At 61.9% G+C, this 16260-nt stretch carries 16 protein-coding genes; 5 read left to right on the top strand and 11 right to left on the bottom strand.

Features of this window, described 5'->3' with window-relative positions; all coding sequences use genetic code 11:
• Window positions 1–483: 483 nt before the first annotated feature.
• Window positions 484–1338, bottom strand: coding sequence for a MurR/RpiR family transcriptional regulator (locus tag KSY82_RS05595; RefSeq protein ID WP_217750502.1), 855 nt, complete (start codon window positions 1336–1338; stop codon window positions 484–486).
• A gap of 326 nt (window positions 1339–1664) precedes the next feature.
• Between KSY82_RS05595 and KSY82_RS05590 the strand changes: the two genes are divergently transcribed.
• Entirely contained in the window at window positions 1665–2201 is a 537-nt protein-coding gene (locus KSY82_RS05590) for a PTS sugar transporter subunit IIA (RefSeq protein ID WP_217750501.1), read from the top strand.
• A 236-nt stretch (window positions 2202–2437) separates the two neighbouring features.
• Entirely contained in the window at window positions 2438–2995 is a 558-nt protein-coding gene (locus KSY82_RS05585) for a hypothetical protein (RefSeq protein WP_217750500.1), read from the top strand.
• 490 nt (window positions 2996–3485) lie between these two features.
• On the opposite strand, the gene KSY82_RS05580 is transcribed toward KSY82_RS05585, so the two are convergent.
• The 8 genes from KSY82_RS05580 to trxA all read right to left on the bottom strand — a co-directional run bounded on the left by KSY82_RS05580 (window position 3486) and on the right by trxA (window position 10779).
• The gene (locus KSY82_RS05580; protein WP_217750499.1) at window positions 3486–4154 is read right to left on the bottom strand and encodes an HAD family hydrolase; all 669 of its coding nucleotides are present in this window, start codon (window positions 4152–4154) and stop codon (window positions 3486–3488) included.
• A gap of 105 nt (window positions 4155–4259) precedes the next feature.
• Window positions 4260–5294 (bottom strand): hydrogenase expression/formation protein HypE, encoded by a 1035-nt coding sequence (hypE, locus tag KSY82_RS05575; RefSeq protein WP_217750498.1) that lies wholly within the window; start codon window positions 5292–5294, stop codon window positions 4260–4262.
• A gap of 84 nt (window positions 5295–5378) precedes the next feature.
• Entirely contained in the window at window positions 5379–6491 is a 1113-nt protein-coding gene (hypD, locus tag KSY82_RS05570; RefSeq protein WP_368042037.1) for a hydrogenase formation protein HypD, read from the bottom strand.
• Window positions 6491–6751 carry a HypC/HybG/HupF family hydrogenase formation chaperone gene (locus tag KSY82_RS05565; protein ID WP_217750497.1) on the bottom strand — a complete coding sequence of 87 codons (261 nt, stop codon included), beginning with the start codon at window positions 6749–6751 and terminating at the stop codon, window positions 6491–6493. The genes hypD and KSY82_RS05565 overlap by 1 nt, the downstream gene beginning before the upstream one ends.
• A 134-nt stretch (window positions 6752–6885) precedes the next feature.
• Window positions 6886–9357, bottom strand: a complete 2472-nt coding sequence (hypF, locus tag KSY82_RS05560) for a carbamoyltransferase HypF (protein ID WP_217750496.1) — start codon at window positions 9355–9357, stop codon at window positions 6886–6888.
• Window positions 9358–9474: 117 nt separating this feature from the next.
• Window positions 9475–9987 carry a nickel-responsive transcriptional regulator NikR gene (nikR, locus tag KSY82_RS05555; RefSeq protein ID WP_217750495.1) on the bottom strand — a complete coding sequence of 171 codons (513 nt, stop codon included), beginning with the start codon at window positions 9985–9987 and terminating at the stop codon, window positions 9475–9477.
• 1 nt (window position 9988) lies between these two features.
• On the bottom strand, window positions 9989–10237 hold the full coding sequence (locus tag KSY82_RS05550) for a hypothetical protein (RefSeq protein ID WP_006235225.1): 249 nt from the start codon (window positions 10235–10237) through the stop codon (window positions 9989–9991).
• A gap of 221 nt (window positions 10238–10458) precedes the next feature.
• Entirely contained in the window at window positions 10459–10779 is a 321-nt protein-coding gene (gene trxA, locus KSY82_RS05545; RefSeq protein WP_217750494.1) for a thioredoxin, read from the bottom strand.
• A 136-nt stretch (window positions 10780–10915) separates the two neighbouring features.
• Between trxA and KSY82_RS05540 the strand changes: the two genes are divergently transcribed.
• Window positions 10916–11491 (top strand): hypothetical protein, encoded by a 576-nt coding sequence (locus KSY82_RS05540; protein ID WP_161115202.1) that lies wholly within the window; start codon window positions 10916–10918, stop codon window positions 11489–11491.
• Between the two features lie 18 nt (window positions 11492–11509).
• Here the strand turns inward: KSY82_RS05540 and KSY82_RS05535 are convergent, their stop codons facing one another.
• The gene (locus tag KSY82_RS05535) at window positions 11510–12787 is read right to left on the bottom strand and encodes a sensor histidine kinase (protein WP_217750493.1); all 1278 of its coding nucleotides are present in this window, start codon (window positions 12785–12787) and stop codon (window positions 11510–11512) included.
• Window positions 12787–13509 carry a LytR/AlgR family response regulator transcription factor gene (locus KSY82_RS05530; RefSeq protein WP_217750492.1) on the bottom strand — a complete coding sequence of 241 codons (723 nt, stop codon included), beginning with the start codon at window positions 13507–13509 and terminating at the stop codon, window positions 12787–12789. Before KSY82_RS05530 ends, KSY82_RS05535 begins: the two co-directional genes overlap by 1 nt.
• A gap of 292 nt (window positions 13510–13801) precedes the next feature.
• Between KSY82_RS05530 and nadA the strand changes: the two genes are divergently transcribed.
• Window positions 13802–14827 (top strand): quinolinate synthase NadA, encoded by a 1026-nt coding sequence (gene nadA / locus KSY82_RS05525; protein WP_217750491.1) that lies wholly within the window; start codon window positions 13802–13804, stop codon window positions 14825–14827.
• A 56-nt stretch (window positions 14828–14883) separates the two neighbouring features.
• Complete coding sequence (locus KSY82_RS05520; RefSeq protein WP_368042036.1) at window positions 14884–16260, top strand: L-aspartate oxidase; 1377 nt, start codon at window positions 14884–14886, stop codon at window positions 16258–16260.

Genomic DNA, 16260 nt, shown 5'->3' with positions numbered 1-16260 from the left:
GGCCCGTGGGTTATACCCTAAGAGCAAACCACCCTTTTTAAGGGTGGTTCTGATTTCACGTCACCTTGTCTCAAATGCGACCCGCTCGCTGTCCGTTCTCTACCTGCGGCGTCGTCTTGCTCCGAATGCGGCTCGCTCGCTGTCGTTGCCGAAACATCGGCGTTGCCGGACTAGTCATTGGGGACGTTCATAAATGACTACTCAGGAATGAGCGTGGATAATCTCCCGTTTTTGGCCTGTGTGCGGGCTCAAAGTGGGAGATTATCCGCGCTCGTTAGATAGACGTCCGAAAATCCACGCTCATTCGGTTAGCGCAGGGGCAAGCTGCTTTTCGCCATGGTGCCACACGTGAGCCTGGCCTCCTGTGTCAGATTCTAATAACGAGTTTCCGGAATAAATAGTTATTAGAGTTGAAACGGCCGACCTAATGACGAGAAGTTGTTATTAGGTCGGCCGTTAGTCATTGGGGATGTTCTTAAATGACTACTTGAGTCCCGGGAGGCGGGTGTGGGGGAACGAGCGCTCCAGGAATTCGGAGCAGTGGGCGTAGTCTTTGGCGAAGTAGCTGCTGTAGAGCGAATCGAGTACGTATTGCACGGCGATGTGGCTTGCGAACTGCGTGATACGATGCGTCATGCTCTCGTGATCGCTCACCGTAAGGTAGGCGGCAAAGCCGGGGTGAATGCGCGCGCAGTAGGGCGTGCCGATGACGATGACTGGGACGTTCCGGCTGCTGAGGATCGGCAAGATTTCCTTGAGGTTGGGCGCAAGGCCGCTGTAGGAGATAACGATCGCCGCGCGGTCTGAATCCGAGGTAAGCGCCGTGCGCACCTGTGCCTCGATGTTGCCGTAGCATGTGGCGCTCTTGCCGGCCGAGAGCAGGCGGTCGCGGAACATTCCCGCTGGATAGAGGTTGTGCGAGCCCGTGTAGATGTCGACCTGTCGGGCGTTCGCGATGAGCTTGGCGGCATGGTCAAGTTGCGTGGGGTCGAGCAGCTCCTGCGTTTCGGCCAGCGTGGTCTGGTAGAGCCCCTCCATGCGCTCCACGACCTGCGCAGGGGTGGACGTAGCGTCGAAGGGAAAGTTGATGTCCACGTCGCGGCGGTTTCCTGCCTCGGTCGCCAGGCGGATGAGCTCGACCTTGAGATCTTTGAATCCCTCGAGGCCGAGCTTTTTGCAAAAACGGTGCACGCTCGCAACAGAAACGTTGGTGCGCGCGGCAAATTCCTTAATAGAAAGCCCGCGGATGTCCTCGCCGATGGCAAGGGCTGCAATGCCGAGTTGTTGCTCGGTGGGGGTGAGGCCCTGCGCCTCGGTAATCTTGCGTTTGATATCCATGCGAACTCCCGCATTCGCTAAACCGGCTAAAAGGGGACAGGCTTATTCTGGCACGTTTCGGTCGGTGTCAGGAAGTGTTAGGGACAAGGCGGCGGCAGGACTCGAGAGCGAAAAGAAGTATCGGGTTTGGTGCACCCGCTTCTGCCCGTCCCGTGCGCAGGCGATACTCGGCTTATCGACCAGCGATGCAAAGGAGATGCTCGTCCCACGAGCACTACCGGGAAGGGCTCGCGATTCGAGTCCCCACCTTAGCAATTTGGCCATTTGGCACTATAATCACCATAGGCATGCGCATAACGTTGCGCTTAATCAAGAGGAGAAAACGTATGGGTCTGTTTGACATGTTCAAGAAGAAGGCTGAGCCCGCGGCTGCCGCTGCTCCTGCCTCCATCTCTACTTCTGCCGGCGCCGACGTGCTGTGCTCGCCCGTCAAGGGCAAGGTCATCAAGATGGCCGACGTGCCCGATCCCGTCTTTAGCGGCGAGGTGCTGGGCAAGGGCTGTGCCGTGTGGCCCGAGGACGATCTGGTCTACGCTCCCTGCGACGGCAAGGTGACCGTCACCATGGGTCACGCCGTGGGCCTGCAGTCTGATAGCGGCATCGAGGTTTTGGTGCACGTTGGCGTCGATACCGTCAACATGAACGGCGACGGCTTCGAGGGCTTCGTCAAGGCTGACGATGTCGTTAAGGCTGGCCAGCCCATGCTCAAGATCGACCGCGCCAAGATCGCCGCTGCCGGCTACAAGGACTGCGTCGTCGTGGCCGTGTCCAATACCGCCGAGTTCGCCGACGTCGAGCTCGCCGTCGAGGCTGAGTCTGCCGTTGCTGCTGGTGACGCCATCGTTAAGGTCGTTCGCAAGTAAACTGCGGCATCCAAAGGATGTGCAAGGGTGGTCGGGTTTTCCGGCCACCTTTTTTATTGCATCGCGGGGAAGCGTTTTATTGTACGTTGGGCGGGCTTGCAAACCGTTCGGACGCTAAAACGAACCGACCACGCCTTCGCGTTGCCGAGGGTGTTCATAAGTGGATAGTATGGGCTTACTTATTACAACGTGTGCCGCGTCCGGGAAGCGCGGTGCCGCTCATTGGGAGGAACAACATGAAAAAGAAGCTGCTGCTTGCGCCCCTCATGGCCGTCTTGGTTGCATGCGTGGTCGTGCTTTCCGGCTGTGGAGGTCCTTCGGTTGAGGAGCTCATCACCGAGGATCTTACGACGCAGTTTGACGAGGTCAAGAACGGTGGCGACGACTTCCTCTCTGGTCTGGAGGAGGCTTCGGGCGACGAGTTCGAGCAGCTGGGTATCGATCCCAAGGAGTACGCCAAGACCTATCTTGAGGGCTTTGACTACAAGATCGGCGACGTGACGGTCGACGAGGACAAGGGTGTCGCGACCGCCGAGGTCTCTATTACATGCAAATCTATGAACAAGATCGTCGAGGACTTCTCCACCCAGTATCAGGAGAAGGTCGCTGCGCTTGACACGGTTCCTTCCGATGACGAGCTGTACAAGATGGCCGGTCAGGTTATGGTCGATGTGACCAAGGCCACCGAGCCCAGGAAGACCACGGTTATCTTCAAGTACACCTGCAACGACGATGGCGAGTGGTCTGCCGACGACTCCGTCAACTCCGAGATGATGGATGCAATGCTGAACTAGGGGGTTACGCGGTAGTTCGTTACGGCGTTTTACCAAACGCCGTAACTGCTCGACGCTGCAAACGCCCCTAAGCGGCAATCTGACGTTCAATTTCAAGGGCGCGACCAGAAGGTCAGCGCCCTTTCATTTCACGTCACCTTGCTCGCTTAGGGGCGTTTTCGCTGTCCGTTCTCTACCTGCGGCGTTGCCATGGTGGTCATTGGGGCGGCACTTGGGGACGTTCCTTTTCTGCCGGCAGTTGGGGACATTCCTTGTGCTAGCGTTGCATCGAGTGCTTGGGAAACCGCGACCCGGTTTTTGGCCGAATAGTGGGTCGCATTTTCCGGATGGGGTGGATTGCGGAAAGTGCGACCCGGAATATTGCTCTGAAACGGGATGCGGTTTCCCTGATGCGCCTCAAACGGAAAGCGCATCCCATTCCGGAGCTCCAAAACGGGATGCGCTTTCTGCGCGGAAGAATTGTCGCAGCTGCGTTAAGCAGTGTCGCTCGTTACTCGCTCAGGATCAGCGCTGCGAGCTCGTCCTGGGTGTCCACCACGTAGTCGGCGCCGGCGGCTTCCAGCTCTGCGCGGCCGCGGAAGCCCCAGCTGACGCCCGCACTCTTAAGGCCGGCGTTGTGACCGGTCAGGATATCGACATTGGAATCGCCCACATAGAGCGTGGTCGACGGATCGGCGCCTAGCTCTTCCATCACATGCAGTGTGACGGGCGCTTCGGGCTTGGGCGGAAACGCATCGACGCGGCCCTGCACCAGCGCAAAGCGCTCGGAACCAAAATACTTCTCGATAAGCGGAGCCGCCGAGACGTGGTCCTTGTTAGTGAGCACGGCAAGCTGCACGCCCGCGGCGCGCAGGCGGTCGAGCATCTCGATCGTACCGGCATAGGGGGCGGTGTGGTCCTCCTTGTGCTCGCCGTAGTAAGCCCTAAACTCGGCAAGCGTTTGCTCAAACATACGGCTGTCGCCCGCATACTCGGCAGGCATAAAGCGTTCGACCAGCTTGAGCATGCCGTTTCCCACCTTGTAGCGGTACTCGTCTACGGCGAACGTGGGCCAGCCGTGCATCTCGCAGGTATGGTTGCCGGCGGCCGCCAGGTCCTCGAGCGTGTTGAGGATGGTGCCGTCCAGATCAAAGATCACATGGGAAAAAGCTGCTGCCATGGGTGCTCCTGCCGCTTGAGTTGTAAAACGCACCTCATAATACTGGGCATGCGTGCCGGGCATGTTTGGAATCTGAATATCTTTAATAGCCCTGAGCCTTTGTCGTTAGCAAATCCTCGGCAGCTGCTCTCCCACGAGCATGTCGAGGATGCGGGTCGAGCCCCAGCCGGTGCGTACGCGCACGGCGGGACGGGCGCCCTTGGCAAGTGGCAGCACGCGACCGATGACGGCGGCATTCTCGCCGTAGCGGGCGGCGCGCATGGCGGCCAGCGCGGCATCGGCCTGCTCGGCCGGCACGACGGCGACCATCTTGCCCTCGTTTGCCACCTGCAACACATCGTAGCCGAGCATCTCGCAGGCTGCCTGCACGTCGGGGCGCACGGGCACAGCTTCCTCGTCGATCTCCATGGCAACGCCGCTGGCCTGGGCAAACTCGTTGAGTGTGGACGCCAAGCCACCGCGCGTGGGGTCGCGGAAGCAGCGTGTGTCGGGTGCTGCGGCAAGCACATCGGCAATCAGGTGGTTGAGCGGCGCGGCATCGCTTTCGATGGTGCTCGAAAACGCCAGACCCTCGCGTTGGCTCATGATGGCGATGCCGTGGTCGCCCAGCGTACCCGATACCAGGATGACATCGCCGGGCTGGCAGTTTGCGCCGCTGAGCGCCACGCCCGCAGGCACCTCGCCCACGCCGGCGGTATTGATGTAGACGCCGTCGGCCCCGCCGCGCTCGACCACCTTGGTGTCGCCCGTGATTATGGACACGCCCGCTTCGCGCGCCGTCTCGGCCATCGTCTGCACAATCTGGCGGAGCCTATCCATGGGATAGCCCTCTTCGAGGATAAAGCCGCACGATAGGTAGCGCACGTTGGCGCCCGAGGTCGCGACGTCGTTGACGGTTCCGCATACAGCGAGGCGGCCGATGTTGCCACCGGGGAAGAACTGCGGCGAGACTACAAAGCTGTCGGTCGACATGGCGATGCGCCCGCCCGCGGGCAGCGTAGCGACGCCGGCGTCGTTGCCCTCGAGCAGCTCGGGCGACCCAAAGGCATCTAAAAAGACTTCGTCGATGATGCGTTTCATCATCTGGCCGCCGGAGCCGTGACCCAGCAGGACGGTGCTATCGGTAACGCTATGGGACATATCGAAAACTCCAATCGTGGGTGGAATTATATGGGTGAGGCGCAGCGTCGACCGGTCCGCCGTTCGTTAGAACGGCGGAACCCATTAGCCTCGGTAGCGGAAATATGCTGCGCAGCTGCCCTCGGAGCTCACCATGCAGGGGCCGACGGGATGCTCGGGCGTACAAGCGTGGCCGAACAGGGGGCAGTCGCTTGGCGTAATGGCTCCGCGCAGCACGTCGCCGCAGCGGCATCCGCGCGGCTCAACCGTCGGCTCGATGGGCACGTCAAAGCGCATGCTGGCATCAAAGTGCGAAAACTCGGGACGAATGGCGAGTCCCGAAGCCGCAATCGGCCCCAGCCCGCGCCACGTGGTGCCGCATGGCTCAAACACCTGCTCGACCAGCTGGCGCGCCACGGGGTTGCCGTCTGCGTTGACGCCACGGCGGTAGGCGTTGCCAATCGCGGGCCTGCCCTCGACAACCATCTGGACCAGCATGCAGATGCCCTGCAGGATATCGACCGGCTCAAATCCCGTGACCACGCCCGGGGTATCGAACTCGTCGACCAAAAAGCTAAAGGGCGCCAAGCCCGTGATGGTGGCGACGTGGCCCGGCAGGATAAAGCCGTCGATGGCGGTCTCGGGGTCGTTGGCGATGGCACGCAACGCCGGCGGCGTGGTCTTGTGGGCGCAATAGACCGAGAAGTTCAAAAGCCCGCGCGCCTCGGCCTCCAAGATGGCGGCGGCGATGGTGGGCGTCGTAGTCTCAAAGCCCACGCCCATAAAAATGACCGGGCGATCAGGGTTTTGCTCGGCGATATCGAGTGCATCGAGCGGGGAGTAGACGATGCGAATATCGTGCCCCGCCGCCTTTTGCGCAGCGAGCGAGGTGGATGATCCGGGCACGCGCATCATGTCGCCAAAGGTGGTGATGATGGCGCCGTCTATGTTGGCGAGCGCGATCGCATGGTCGATATCGCGGTTGGCGGTAACGCAGACGGGGCAACCCGGGCCGCTCAGCAGCTTGAGCCCCGCCGGCATAATGGAGCGAAAGCCATAGCGCCCGATGCTCACAGTATGCGTGCCGCAGACTTCCATAAGGTTGATGGCGCGGTCGCCGACAAGCTCATGAATGCGCTCGATGAGCTCGCGAGCCAGCTTGGGATCGCGGAATGCCGAGAAATCGATACCGGAGCGCGCCGGCTGCTCGGCCGCCACTAGTATGCCTCGGCCGGGTTGGTGGCAAGCTGGTCTTCTTCGACCAGCTCGGACATGGCATTAACAAGCTCGAGCGTCTCTTGCGCTTCCTGCTCGTCGACAATCTGGATGCCAAAGCCGGCGTGCACGAGAACATAGTCTCCTACCTGCGCCGTCGGCACGAGTCTCAGCGAAACAGGGCGCTCGATGCCCATCATGTTGACGGTGGCCTTGAGGCCATCGTTGCGTTTGACTACTTTACCGGGAACGGCAAGGCACATAATGTTCCCCTTTTAGACGCTTTGCGCTGGATAGGCGCTCAATAATCCATCAGTTGATGGTAGCGCTCGCGGGGTTCGCGGGCAAACGCGTTACGCCTGTGAGACGACTGGGCGCGGCGGCGTGCGAGGGCGAGCTACTGCGACGCAATCTGCGCAAGACGAGCGCGCGCGACCGCCGTCTGACCGTAGGCGATGCAGCCGTCGTTGACGGGTACGGTGTGGGGGACCAAGATAGCAAGGCCCGCGCTTTTGAGCTCGCGGGTGAGGAGCTGGAGCAAAAGTCGGTTCATGAACACGCCGCCCGAGAGCGCGACGGTATCGACGCCTTCGCGCGCACAGATTTCGCGTGCGATTCGTGCCGAAGAGCGCGCGATGGCGATATGGAAGTCGAGCGCGAGCCTGCCGGCGGGTACGCCGGCCCTGATTCCCTCCAAAAGCGCCTCAATAAGCGATCTGGAGTTTAGAACATGGCAGGCGTCCGGACGGGATGATTCGGTTACGGAAAAGCCCGCTATATTTCCGGTGGGGCAGGCACTTTCACTGCTGAGCGCGCGCCAGGCGGCGGCCTCAAGCTCGATGGCGGGTTCGCCCTCGTAGGTTGCCTTGTCGCAGATGCCCAGAATTGCTGCCGCGCCATCAAAGAGACGTCCCATACTGCTGGTACGCGGGCTGTTGATGCCGCGCTCGATCATGGTGGCTGTCACGCTGCGCGTTTGCTCGTCGAGGCTGTCCAAAAGCCGAGCGGCACCTGGGTGCTCGAGCAGGCCGAGCTCACTGAGCAGGGCGAAGGCGTTGCGGCGGGCGTCGCGCACGGAGGCCGCCCCGCCGGGGAGCGCCCAGGTGCGCAAATGCGCGGCGCGCTCAAAGCCGCCAAGGCCGGCGACAAGAAACTCGCCGCCCCAAATGGTCCCATCGGTGCCGGCGCCGGTGCCGTCAAAGGCGATGCCAAGGACGCGCGCGTCGGTTGTAAGCTGGCCCGCGGCGATGGCCTCGGCCATTACGCTCGCGATATGCGCATGATGGTGCTGCACCTCGACGAGCGGCAGATTGCATTTTCGCGCCTGCTCGCGCGCCCACTGGCCCGATAGATAGCTGGGGTGTAAATCGCAGGCCAAGGCAGTGGGCGCCAAGTCAAAGAGATCTTCCAAGCGCGTGCGCGCGGCGTTCCAGGCATCGAAGGCCCCGCCGTTTTCAACATCGCCGATATGCTGCGACACAAAACAGGTTGCCTCGCCGTTCGCCCCTTCACGCGTGAGCGCAATCGTGGCCTTTTGTTGTGGCCCGCAGGCGAGCATGCAGGACGGAGCGCCGTCGAGCGCCGGCAACGGCAGCGGCTGGGGTGCATATCCGCGGGCACGGCGCACGGGCATAACGGCGCCGTCGACCACGCGCACTACAGAGTCGTCGTAGCGCGAGAGGATCGCGCGGTCGTTACCGAGCAACGCGTCGGCAATGCCGGCGGCAACGAGGCGCTCCCAGGCAAGATCGTCATCGGTCTCGATGGGCTCTTCGCTCAGGTTTCCGCTGGTCATGACGAGCGCGTACATACCGCGGGCTTCTGCCGCGGCAAGCAACAGATGCTGAAGCGGCGTATAGGGGAGCATGACGCCGAGCTCGGGCAAGTCGTGCGCGACAGATGGCGCGAGGGCGAGGATGTCGGGGGAACCGCCGTTGCCCTCGCCAACAGTGCGCCGGCGCAGCAGCACAATGGGGCGGATACTGCCGGCGAGAAGCTCGCGTTCAGCATCGTCGATATGACACAGGCGCCCGGCATCGGCAAGACTGCGCACCATGACGGCAAGCGGCTTATTGCTGCGGCGTTTGCGACGGCGCAACTCGGCCACCGCCTGCTCGTTGGCAGCGTCACAGGCTAGATGGAATCCGCCCAGGCCCTTGATGGCGACGATGCCACCGCTGGCCAGCAGCTCAACGCAGCGCTCGATGATAGCGTCGCTGGCCTCGCGTGTGGTGCCGACGGCCGGTGTCGCGGACGAATTCCCGCACGCATCGCCGTTCACAGCCTCGCGCCACGTAATATGCGGCCCGCAATCAAAGCAGGCATCGGGCTGCGCGTGAAAACGCCGGTCGAGTGGGTCGGCATACTCCGCGGCGCACTTGGGACACATGGGAAAGCAATCCATCGACGTGGCCGCTCGGTCATAAGGCAGCGACCGGATGATGGTAAAGCGTGGGCCGCAGTTGGTGCAGTTGATAAAGGGGTAGTGATAGCGTCGGTCGGCGGGATCGAACAACTCGCGCAGACAATCGTCGCAGGTGGCGATATCGGGCGAGACGAGCGTCGTGTGCGCGGTCTGGTCCTGCGACGCCACAATGTGAAAGCCCTGCTCATCGGCAGCGCTCCAGCCGCCAGGCTCCAAATCCGCAATATCGACTCGCTCAACGCGGGCTGCCGCAGGCGCATGCTCAGAAAGCGCGGCAACAAAAGTATCGAGCGCATCGGCCGGAGCGTGCGCCTCGATGTGCACGCCGTCGCCTGCATTGAGCACCCAGCCGCAAATGCCATGCGCCATGGCCTCGCGATACACAAACGGTCGCATGCCAACGCCCTGCACAATGCCCGTCACATGAATATGCACATGCCGCATGCGACACCCCTCATCAAAACCGACCAAAAAGGGACAGGTCTATTTTGGTAGGTAAAACTTCTAAACCTGCCAAAACAAACCTGTCCCTTTTTGGCAGGTGCGCTGCGGGAAATCCCGCTATAGCCCCAGGCTTTGCTTGGTGGCGGCGCAGGTGAGCTCGCCGTGCTTAACGCCGCGCAGGCCCAGCAGGCGGTCGGCCAGTTCGTAGACGCGCTCGCCGCGACCCTTGAGCGCCAGAATCTCCAAGCAGTTGTGGTGATCCAGATGCACATGCATGGTCGATACGATCTCGTCGGTGTAGTCGTGCTGCACTTCGTCCAGACGGCGCGTCAGGTCGCCGGTATGGTGGTCGTAAATCATGGTGAGCGACCCGATAACATGCTCATCGGGCGTGCGCATCTGCTCCTTGGCGATCGAGGCGCGAATCAGGTCGCGCACGGCCTCGGAGCGGTTGGCCACGTCGCCGCGGCGCGCGATCTGCTCGTCAAAACGGCGCAGCAGGTCGTCGGGTGCGGTAACCGAAAAGCGGACCAGCTCGGAGCCGGAGCCACTACAGTGGCAGCCCGCGTCACCATCCGCCCCGTGCGGATGCTCGTGCTCGTACCCGCTGCCATGCTCGTGTTCGGCCACGTTACACCAGCTTCACGGAGCCGACGGAGTTGTGGTCGGCCTCGATGGCTTCCTCGTAGCCCTCGAGCGCGTCATGCGCCTCGTGCAGCGCGGCCATGGCGGCCTCGAGCTTGGCGCCGATGCGCTCCATGTCAAAATTCTCGGTCGCATGCAGCAGCTGATGGCTCCACTCATGAGCGAGCTCGATGGTGTCGTCGACCTGTTTGACGCTCATGGCAAGCTGGCTCATGTTCATTCCAACATCATGCATGGAAAATCTCCTTTTGTATGGGGCAGTTCAGTGGTTCAGATTTTACTACGCCCGCTCTGCGCGCAGCTGCATAAGAAAACGGGTACGAGTCTGTGCGACCCGCACCCGTTCACTGGGGGCTGTTTGTGACTACCATACTATCCGTGGTTGCACTCGGTGCATCCAGAAGTCCGGCGAGCGGTGCAAAAGCGCTCATGGACGGCGGGTAAGTAACAAGCGTATTACAGATGCTTCTCCAGCAGCGCCTGCAGCCTCGTCTTGGGCAGAGCGCCAACCGAGCGGTCAATCTCCTCGCCGTTCTTAAACACAATCAGCGTGGGGATGCTCATGACGCCATACTTCATGGCCAGGTCCTGGTTGTCGTCGACGTTGCATTTGGCAACGGCAAGCTTGCCCGCCAGCTCATCGGCAACCTCGTCAACGATGGGCGAGAGGGAGCGGCAGGGACCGCACCACGGTGCCCAAAAATCGACCAGCACGGGCAGGCTGTCGTTAACGACGGAATCGAAGTTCTCGGGGGTAATCTGCTTAATGTCAGCCATGGTGACCTCCATAATGTGACGCGGCTCAGCCGCGTAAAACTCAGTACGACCGTGCTTATACCCAGCCGCCCGCAAAGCAACCACTCGCGGGCAGCTCTTTTATATAATGGTGGGCACGCAAACGATTGGAGAGCGCATGTCCACGTCACAAAGCCAGAAAAAAGAAGCCATCGCCCAGGCGGCCGAGCAGGAGCTCACATCGCTTGCGGTCCGTGGCGTGCGTATCGCGGGCAACGCGTGCTCGCCGATCGTGCTGGTCAAAGGCGATTTGGACGAGGCCGAGCGTTCGGGTGGCGAGCTTGCCGCCGGCCCGGATGGCGCGGCGTTGCGCAAGGCGCTTGGGGCCATCGGCTACGCGCCCGAGGATTTTTGCGTGCTGGCAAGCGTCGCCGGCGTGGGTGACGGAGCGGTCGCGGTGGGCGAGACTCTGCCGTGCGAGCTGTTCCGCGAGGCGCTCGAGGCCTTGGACCCCGAGGCGGTGCTACTGCTCGACAACAACGCGGCCGATGCCATGCGCGAGACCTACGCCGATATGCTCGTGGCGATCGATGACTTCGACACCGCCATGCTCAAGCCCGGCCTGGTCGCCCATGTGCAGGGCCGCCGCGTGCTCGCGCTCGACGGCTTTGAGGCGGCGCTCACTGACAAAGCCGCCAAGCAGCGCATGTGGGCATACATCAAGCAGCTGACCCCGGCAGCCGCTCCGCTGTAGCGAGGCTGGCGGCAGCCCCTACATCACAGCGCGCAGCTCAAACCGATCGCCGTTAATGCGGAACTGGCAGTTACCATTCATGCGTTCGACGGCAAGCTTAATGCTCTTGGTTCCAAAGCCGTGTCCGGTGTGCCCGGCTACGGGCGTGCCGTCGACCATGCGCGGCGCGCGGTCAAACGTGTTGGAAACTAACAGCAGCAGCTGGCCGTCCTCTAATCGCAGGTCAAAGTCGACGAATCGCTTTCCTTGGGGTGTGGCGCTTGCAGCGGTGATAGCGTTTTCCAAGGCATTTGAGAGCACGCTAAACAGGTCGGCGTCACCTACGTGGATGGTTTCGGGTACGGCGGCGCGCAGGTTGGCGGTAATGCCGTTTCTATTGATATCCGAGTTAAATGACGAAAGCGCGATGTTTACGGTCTCGTTGGCGCAGAAGCGGCGTACGGCGGTGCGATCGCCGGCTTCGCAGAGTTCATCGATGCGTTTGAGCGCCTCGTCGGTGTGGCCCTCCTCAATTAAAGCGGCCAGGCCGCGTAGGAAGTGGCGCATATCGTGGCGAAGAATCGACAGCTCGCGCCCAGATTGACGCCAAGCCTCGAGCTCTTTGATGGCGGCGCTGTCGCGGGTTTCGAGCATCCAGCGCTCTCGCTCGGCGGTTTCCTTTTCTTCGTATTCGCGCAGGTAAACGGCAAGAAACATAAGATAGAAGGCACAGAGCGCAAATGCCAAAAACTCAACCGTTACCACCGAGCCCGAGTGGAACAGCGTGGTGTAGACGTTGGTGGCATAGTCAAAGACGTAATAGACGAGCGGCAGGATTAAAAGGATGCCCAGCTCGGTGGTGCTTTTAATCGCCAAGCGTGGACCGATGTCGCCGGCCCAATGCAACAGGACGGCAAAGACGGCGAGTGTGGTCGCGATGCGCGCCAGATAGTACGCGATCTGAGAATCGGTTGCGGCAAATGCGGCGATGCCCATCCAATTGCTGAACTGGCAGCTCAGATAGGCACTCGTAATGCCGAGCACGGCAAGCAGCGGGCTCAGGCGGTAGCGCGCGCACAAATAGATGACGAGCGGCAGATGCACGACGAGTGGATATACCTGGCGGGCAAAAAGCTCGCCGCCGACGGCATTGGCGATCGAGAAGGCGGCACCGGTCACGACGCCGACCCCCAGCAGCTCAAGCGCATGACGCCGGTTGATCTCGACACCGCACAGCGCCGCCGAGGCAAAGACGCCAAAGAGCAGCGTCGTGGCGTGGTGGATTGCCCAAAGGACCATTTCGACCGAGGAGACCATCAGTGTCTCCCACCCCCAAAGCGCACCGCAAAGTAGGCGTCTTGGAATCCCTGCTTGCAGCTGCGCGAAAGCGGGATGCACGCGCCCGAGCGCATGACGATGTCCGTGCGGTCAAAGTGATCGATATTGCGCAGGTTGACCTGGTAGCTGCGGTGGCATTTAAAGAAGACCGCGTTTTGCTCCAAGCGGTCCTCGACGCTGCGGAACGACTCGAGTGCCTCGATATCGCGTCCGTCGCGCAGGTGGAAGACCACGTGCTTGTTGCGCGCCTCGGCATATTCGATGTCGGACAGGCGCAGGGCGTGGTAGCCAAAGGAAGTTTTGATCACGAGCTCGTCGGTTGCCGCCGGGCGCATGCTCGAAAGCTCGTCGAGTAATCGCGCCAGGCGTTCGTAAGTCACGGGCTTGAGCAGATAGTCGAAGGCGCGGACCTCGTAGGATTCCAGCGCGAACTCGGGCGACGAGGTGAGGAACACCAGGCGCACGGCGGTGTCGGCCTGGCGCAGTTCGCGTGCGGTGTCCATGCCGTTGACGAGCGGCATGATCATATCGAGCAAGATGATGTCGGCGCGCGATGCGGCATGGCGGGCCAGCAGGTCCTCGCCGCGCGTGACGAGCGCAACATCGACCGCCGTGCCCGTCTCGGTCGACCAACGGTCGATCATCCGGTGCAGTCTATCTAGAAAAGCGACATCATCGTCGCAGGCAATAATCTTGAGCATTCGGCCCCCTTAAGTAGTTCGATTTTGCCACATCGGGCACGCGCCGCTTGCGGGGGTGCGGACCGTTTGCGCCCCACGGCGTGCAGCTCGCGCCAAGCGGTGTTGCGGTGGCGAAAGATGCCTCCTGCGCCATCGAGAGCTTAGCTATCCTCAGCTTGCCAGTTCGAAAATGGACCTGCCGCATGATTGAATCTTTATTTCAACTTTACACCTAGGTTTACAGCTGTCTTGTCAGCTGTAAACCTAGGTGTCATACTAAAGCCCCAAGATTCGCCAAAAGAGAGGGGCCTTGATGGCACAGAGCGCGAACATGGATGCATCGGAGCTTGCACGCGATATTGCGGCCGGCCTGGCATCGGCAACGACGGCAACGGAGCGCGCGGCGCTGGTGCCCGCAGAGCTCGTCGAGGCCATTCAGCAACTAAAAATCCAACGCGACGCGGTGATTCTGGCGCACTATTACGTGGCGCCCGAGGTCCAAGCCGTTGCCGATTACGTCGGCGACAGCTTCTACCTGGCTAAGCTCGCTAAAAGCCTGCCGCAGCAGACCATCGTGCTGTGCGGCGTGGAGTTTATGGGCGAGAGCGCCAAACTGCTCAATCCCACTAAGACCGTGCTGCTGCCCGAGCCGGGCGCGGACTGCCCCATGGCTCACATGGTCAAGCGCGAGACGGTCGACGCCGCCCGCGCCGAGTACGGTGACGACCTTGCCGTGGTCTGCTACGTCAACTCGACGGTCGAGATCAAGAGCTGGAGTGACGTGTGCGTCACCAGCTCCAACGCCGTCAAGATTGTGTCCGAGCTGCCGCAGCAGCATATCCTGTTCATTCCCGACCAAAACCTGGGCCGCTTCGTAGCCGAGCAGGTGCCGCAAAAGCACGTCATCCTCAACAACGGCTACTGCCCGCGCCATCACATCATCACCGTCGAGCAGATCGTCGACGCGACGGAGGCCCACCCCGACGCGCTCGTGCTGGCGCACCCCGAGTGCAAGGCCGACGTTCTGGCCGAGGCCGACTACATCGGCTCCACCGCCGGCATCATCAAGTATGCCGAGGAGTCGGACGCGAGCGAGTTCATCATCGTGACGGTCCGCGGCGTGCTCTACGAGCTCGAGCGCCGCTGCCAGGGCACCGGCAAGAAGTTCTATTTCCCCGCGGTGCAGCCCACCTGCGTCAACATGGATCTCATCACGCTCGAGAAGCTCGTGCGCTGCCTGGAGACGGGCGAGGGCGAGGTGCAGATCGGCGTCTCGGACGAGGCGGCAGACCAGGCCAAGCTCACGCTCGACCGTATGCTCGAGTACGCAGCGCGCTAGAACAATGTTGCATGAGGGACGGTCCCTTATGTCACATTACAAGGGAGAGGATTCCTGTGGAAACCAAGCAATACCCCGATATGGAGTGCGACGTCGTCATTGCCGGCTGCGGCGTGGCGGGCCTGTACGCGGCCCTCAATCTGCCGACGAGCACGCGCGTGATCATGCTTTCCAAGGGCGCGGTCGACGAGTGCGATTCGATGCTCGCGCAGGGCGGCATCTGCGTGCTGCCCGAGGGCTCGGACTACGATGCCTTCTTTGAGGACACCATGCACGCCGGCCACTACGAGAACCGCCGCGAGAGCGTCGACATCATGATCCGCTCGAGCCGCTCGGTCATCAACGACCTGCTGGCCATGGGCGTGGACTTTGAGCGCAAGGCCGACGGTAGCCTCGACTTTACCCGCGAGGGCGCGCACAGCCGTCCGCGAATTGCCTTCCATGCCGACATTACGGGCAAGGAGATCACGACCAAGCTGCTCCAGGCCGTTCGCAAGCTGGATAACGTGCAGATTTTGGAGCACGTGGCCATGACCGACATTCTAACGGGCGAGCGTGACGGCGCCACGGTGTGCACCGGCGTCGTCGCCGTTCCCGTGGACGAGGACAACTCGCTTCGTCCCGCCGACGAGCTGGCAAATGTCGCCGAGGGCGTGCATGCCGGCGAGCTGTTTAAGATCCATGCCCGCCACACGCTGTGGGCAACGGGCGGCATCGGCGGCGTATACGACCACTCGACCAACTATCCGCAGCTCACGGGCGATGCCTGCTACATCGCTCAGGAGCATGGCATTAAGATGGAGCACCTGGACTACGTGCAGATCCACCCCACGGGACTGTTCTCGCCGCAGCCGGGCCGCACCTTCCTGATCAGCGAGAGCTGCCGCGGCGAGGGCGCGATTCTGCTCAACGCTGCCGGCGAGCGCTTTACCGACGAGCTGCAGCCGCGCGACGTAGTCGCCGCCGCTATTCGCGAGCAGATGAAGCAGGACGGCACCGAGCACGAGTGGCTGAGCTTTGCCCCCGTCGAGCGCGACGTGGTGACCGGGCATTTCGCCAACATCCGCGCGCGCTGCCTTGAGGACGGTCGCGACATCCTGGATGAGCCCATTCCCGTTACGCCCACGCAGCACTACTTTATGGGCGGCGTGTGGGTCGACAAGGATGGCCGCACCTCGATGCCCGAGCTCTATGCCGCGGGCGAGACGGCTTGCAACGGCGTTCACGGCAAGAACCGCCTAGCTTCCAACAGCCTGCTCGAGTCCCTAGTCTGGGGTCGTCGCGCTGCTTGGCGTATGCGCACCGGCGAGTCGCTGGCCGTGGAGCAGGCGGGCGAGCCCGCGCTCGATGGCCGTCATCGCGCCCTGAGCGCCGACACCCTGGCAATCGATGATTTGGCCCGTGCCGCCAGCACGCAGGCCGTGGAGGAGTAG

This window comes from Collinsella aerofaciens (genome assembly GCF_019131995.1).
In the GTDB taxonomy this organism is placed as follows: Bacteria; Actinomycetota; Coriobacteriia; order Coriobacteriales; family Coriobacteriaceae; genus Collinsella; species Collinsella aerofaciens_S.
This window is presented reverse-complemented; position numbering and strand designations above follow the sequence as displayed.

What these genes read in the sequence shown, in the direction of transcription:
- KSY82_RS05535 (WP_217750493.1), bottom strand. Translation starts at nt 12,787, where the DNA reads ATGGTCTCCTCGGTCGAAATGGTCCTTTGGGCAATCCACCACGCCACG.
- hypF (WP_217750496.1), bottom strand. Translation starts at nt 9,357, where the DNA reads ATGCGGCATGTGCATATTCATGTGACGGGCATTGTGCAGGGCGTTGGC.
- KSY82_RS05590 (WP_217750501.1), top strand. Translation starts at nt 1,665, where the DNA reads ATGGGTCTGTTTGACATGTTCAAGAAGAAGGCTGAGCCCGCGGCTGCC.
- KSY82_RS05540 (WP_161115202.1), top strand. Translation starts at nt 10,916, where the DNA reads ATGTCCACGTCACAAAGCCAGAAAAAAGAAGCCATCGCCCAGGCGGCC.
- trxA (WP_217750494.1), bottom strand. Translation starts at nt 10,779, where the DNA reads ATGGCTGACATTAAGCAGATTACCCCCGAGAACTTCGATTCCGTCGTT.
- KSY82_RS05580 (WP_217750499.1), bottom strand. Translation starts at nt 4,154, where the DNA reads ATGGCAGCAGCTTTTTCCCATGTGATCTTTGATCTGGACGGCACCATC.
- KSY82_RS05585 (WP_217750500.1), top strand. Translation starts at nt 2,438, where the DNA reads ATGAAAAAGAAGCTGCTGCTTGCGCCCCTCATGGCCGTCTTGGTTGCA.
- nadA (WP_217750491.1), top strand. Translation starts at nt 13,802, where the DNA reads ATGGCACAGAGCGCGAACATGGATGCATCGGAGCTTGCACGCGATATT.
- hypE (WP_217750498.1), bottom strand. Translation starts at nt 5,294, where the DNA reads ATGTCCCATAGCGTTACCGATAGCACCGTCCTGCTGGGTCACGGCTCC.
- KSY82_RS05595 (WP_217750502.1), bottom strand. Translation starts at nt 1,338, where the DNA reads ATGGATATCAAACGCAAGATTACCGAGGCGCAGGGCCTCACCCCCACC.
- KSY82_RS05530 (WP_217750492.1), bottom strand. Translation starts at nt 13,509, where the DNA reads ATGCTCAAGATTATTGCCTGCGACGATGATGTCGCTTTTCTAGATAGA.
- KSY82_RS05550 (WP_006235225.1), bottom strand. Translation starts at nt 10,237, where the DNA reads ATGCATGATGTTGGAATGAACATGAGCCAGCTTGCCATGAGCGTCAAA.
- KSY82_RS05565 (WP_217750497.1), bottom strand. Translation starts at nt 6,751, where the DNA reads ATGTGCCTTGCCGTTCCCGGTAAAGTAGTCAAACGCAACGATGGCCTC.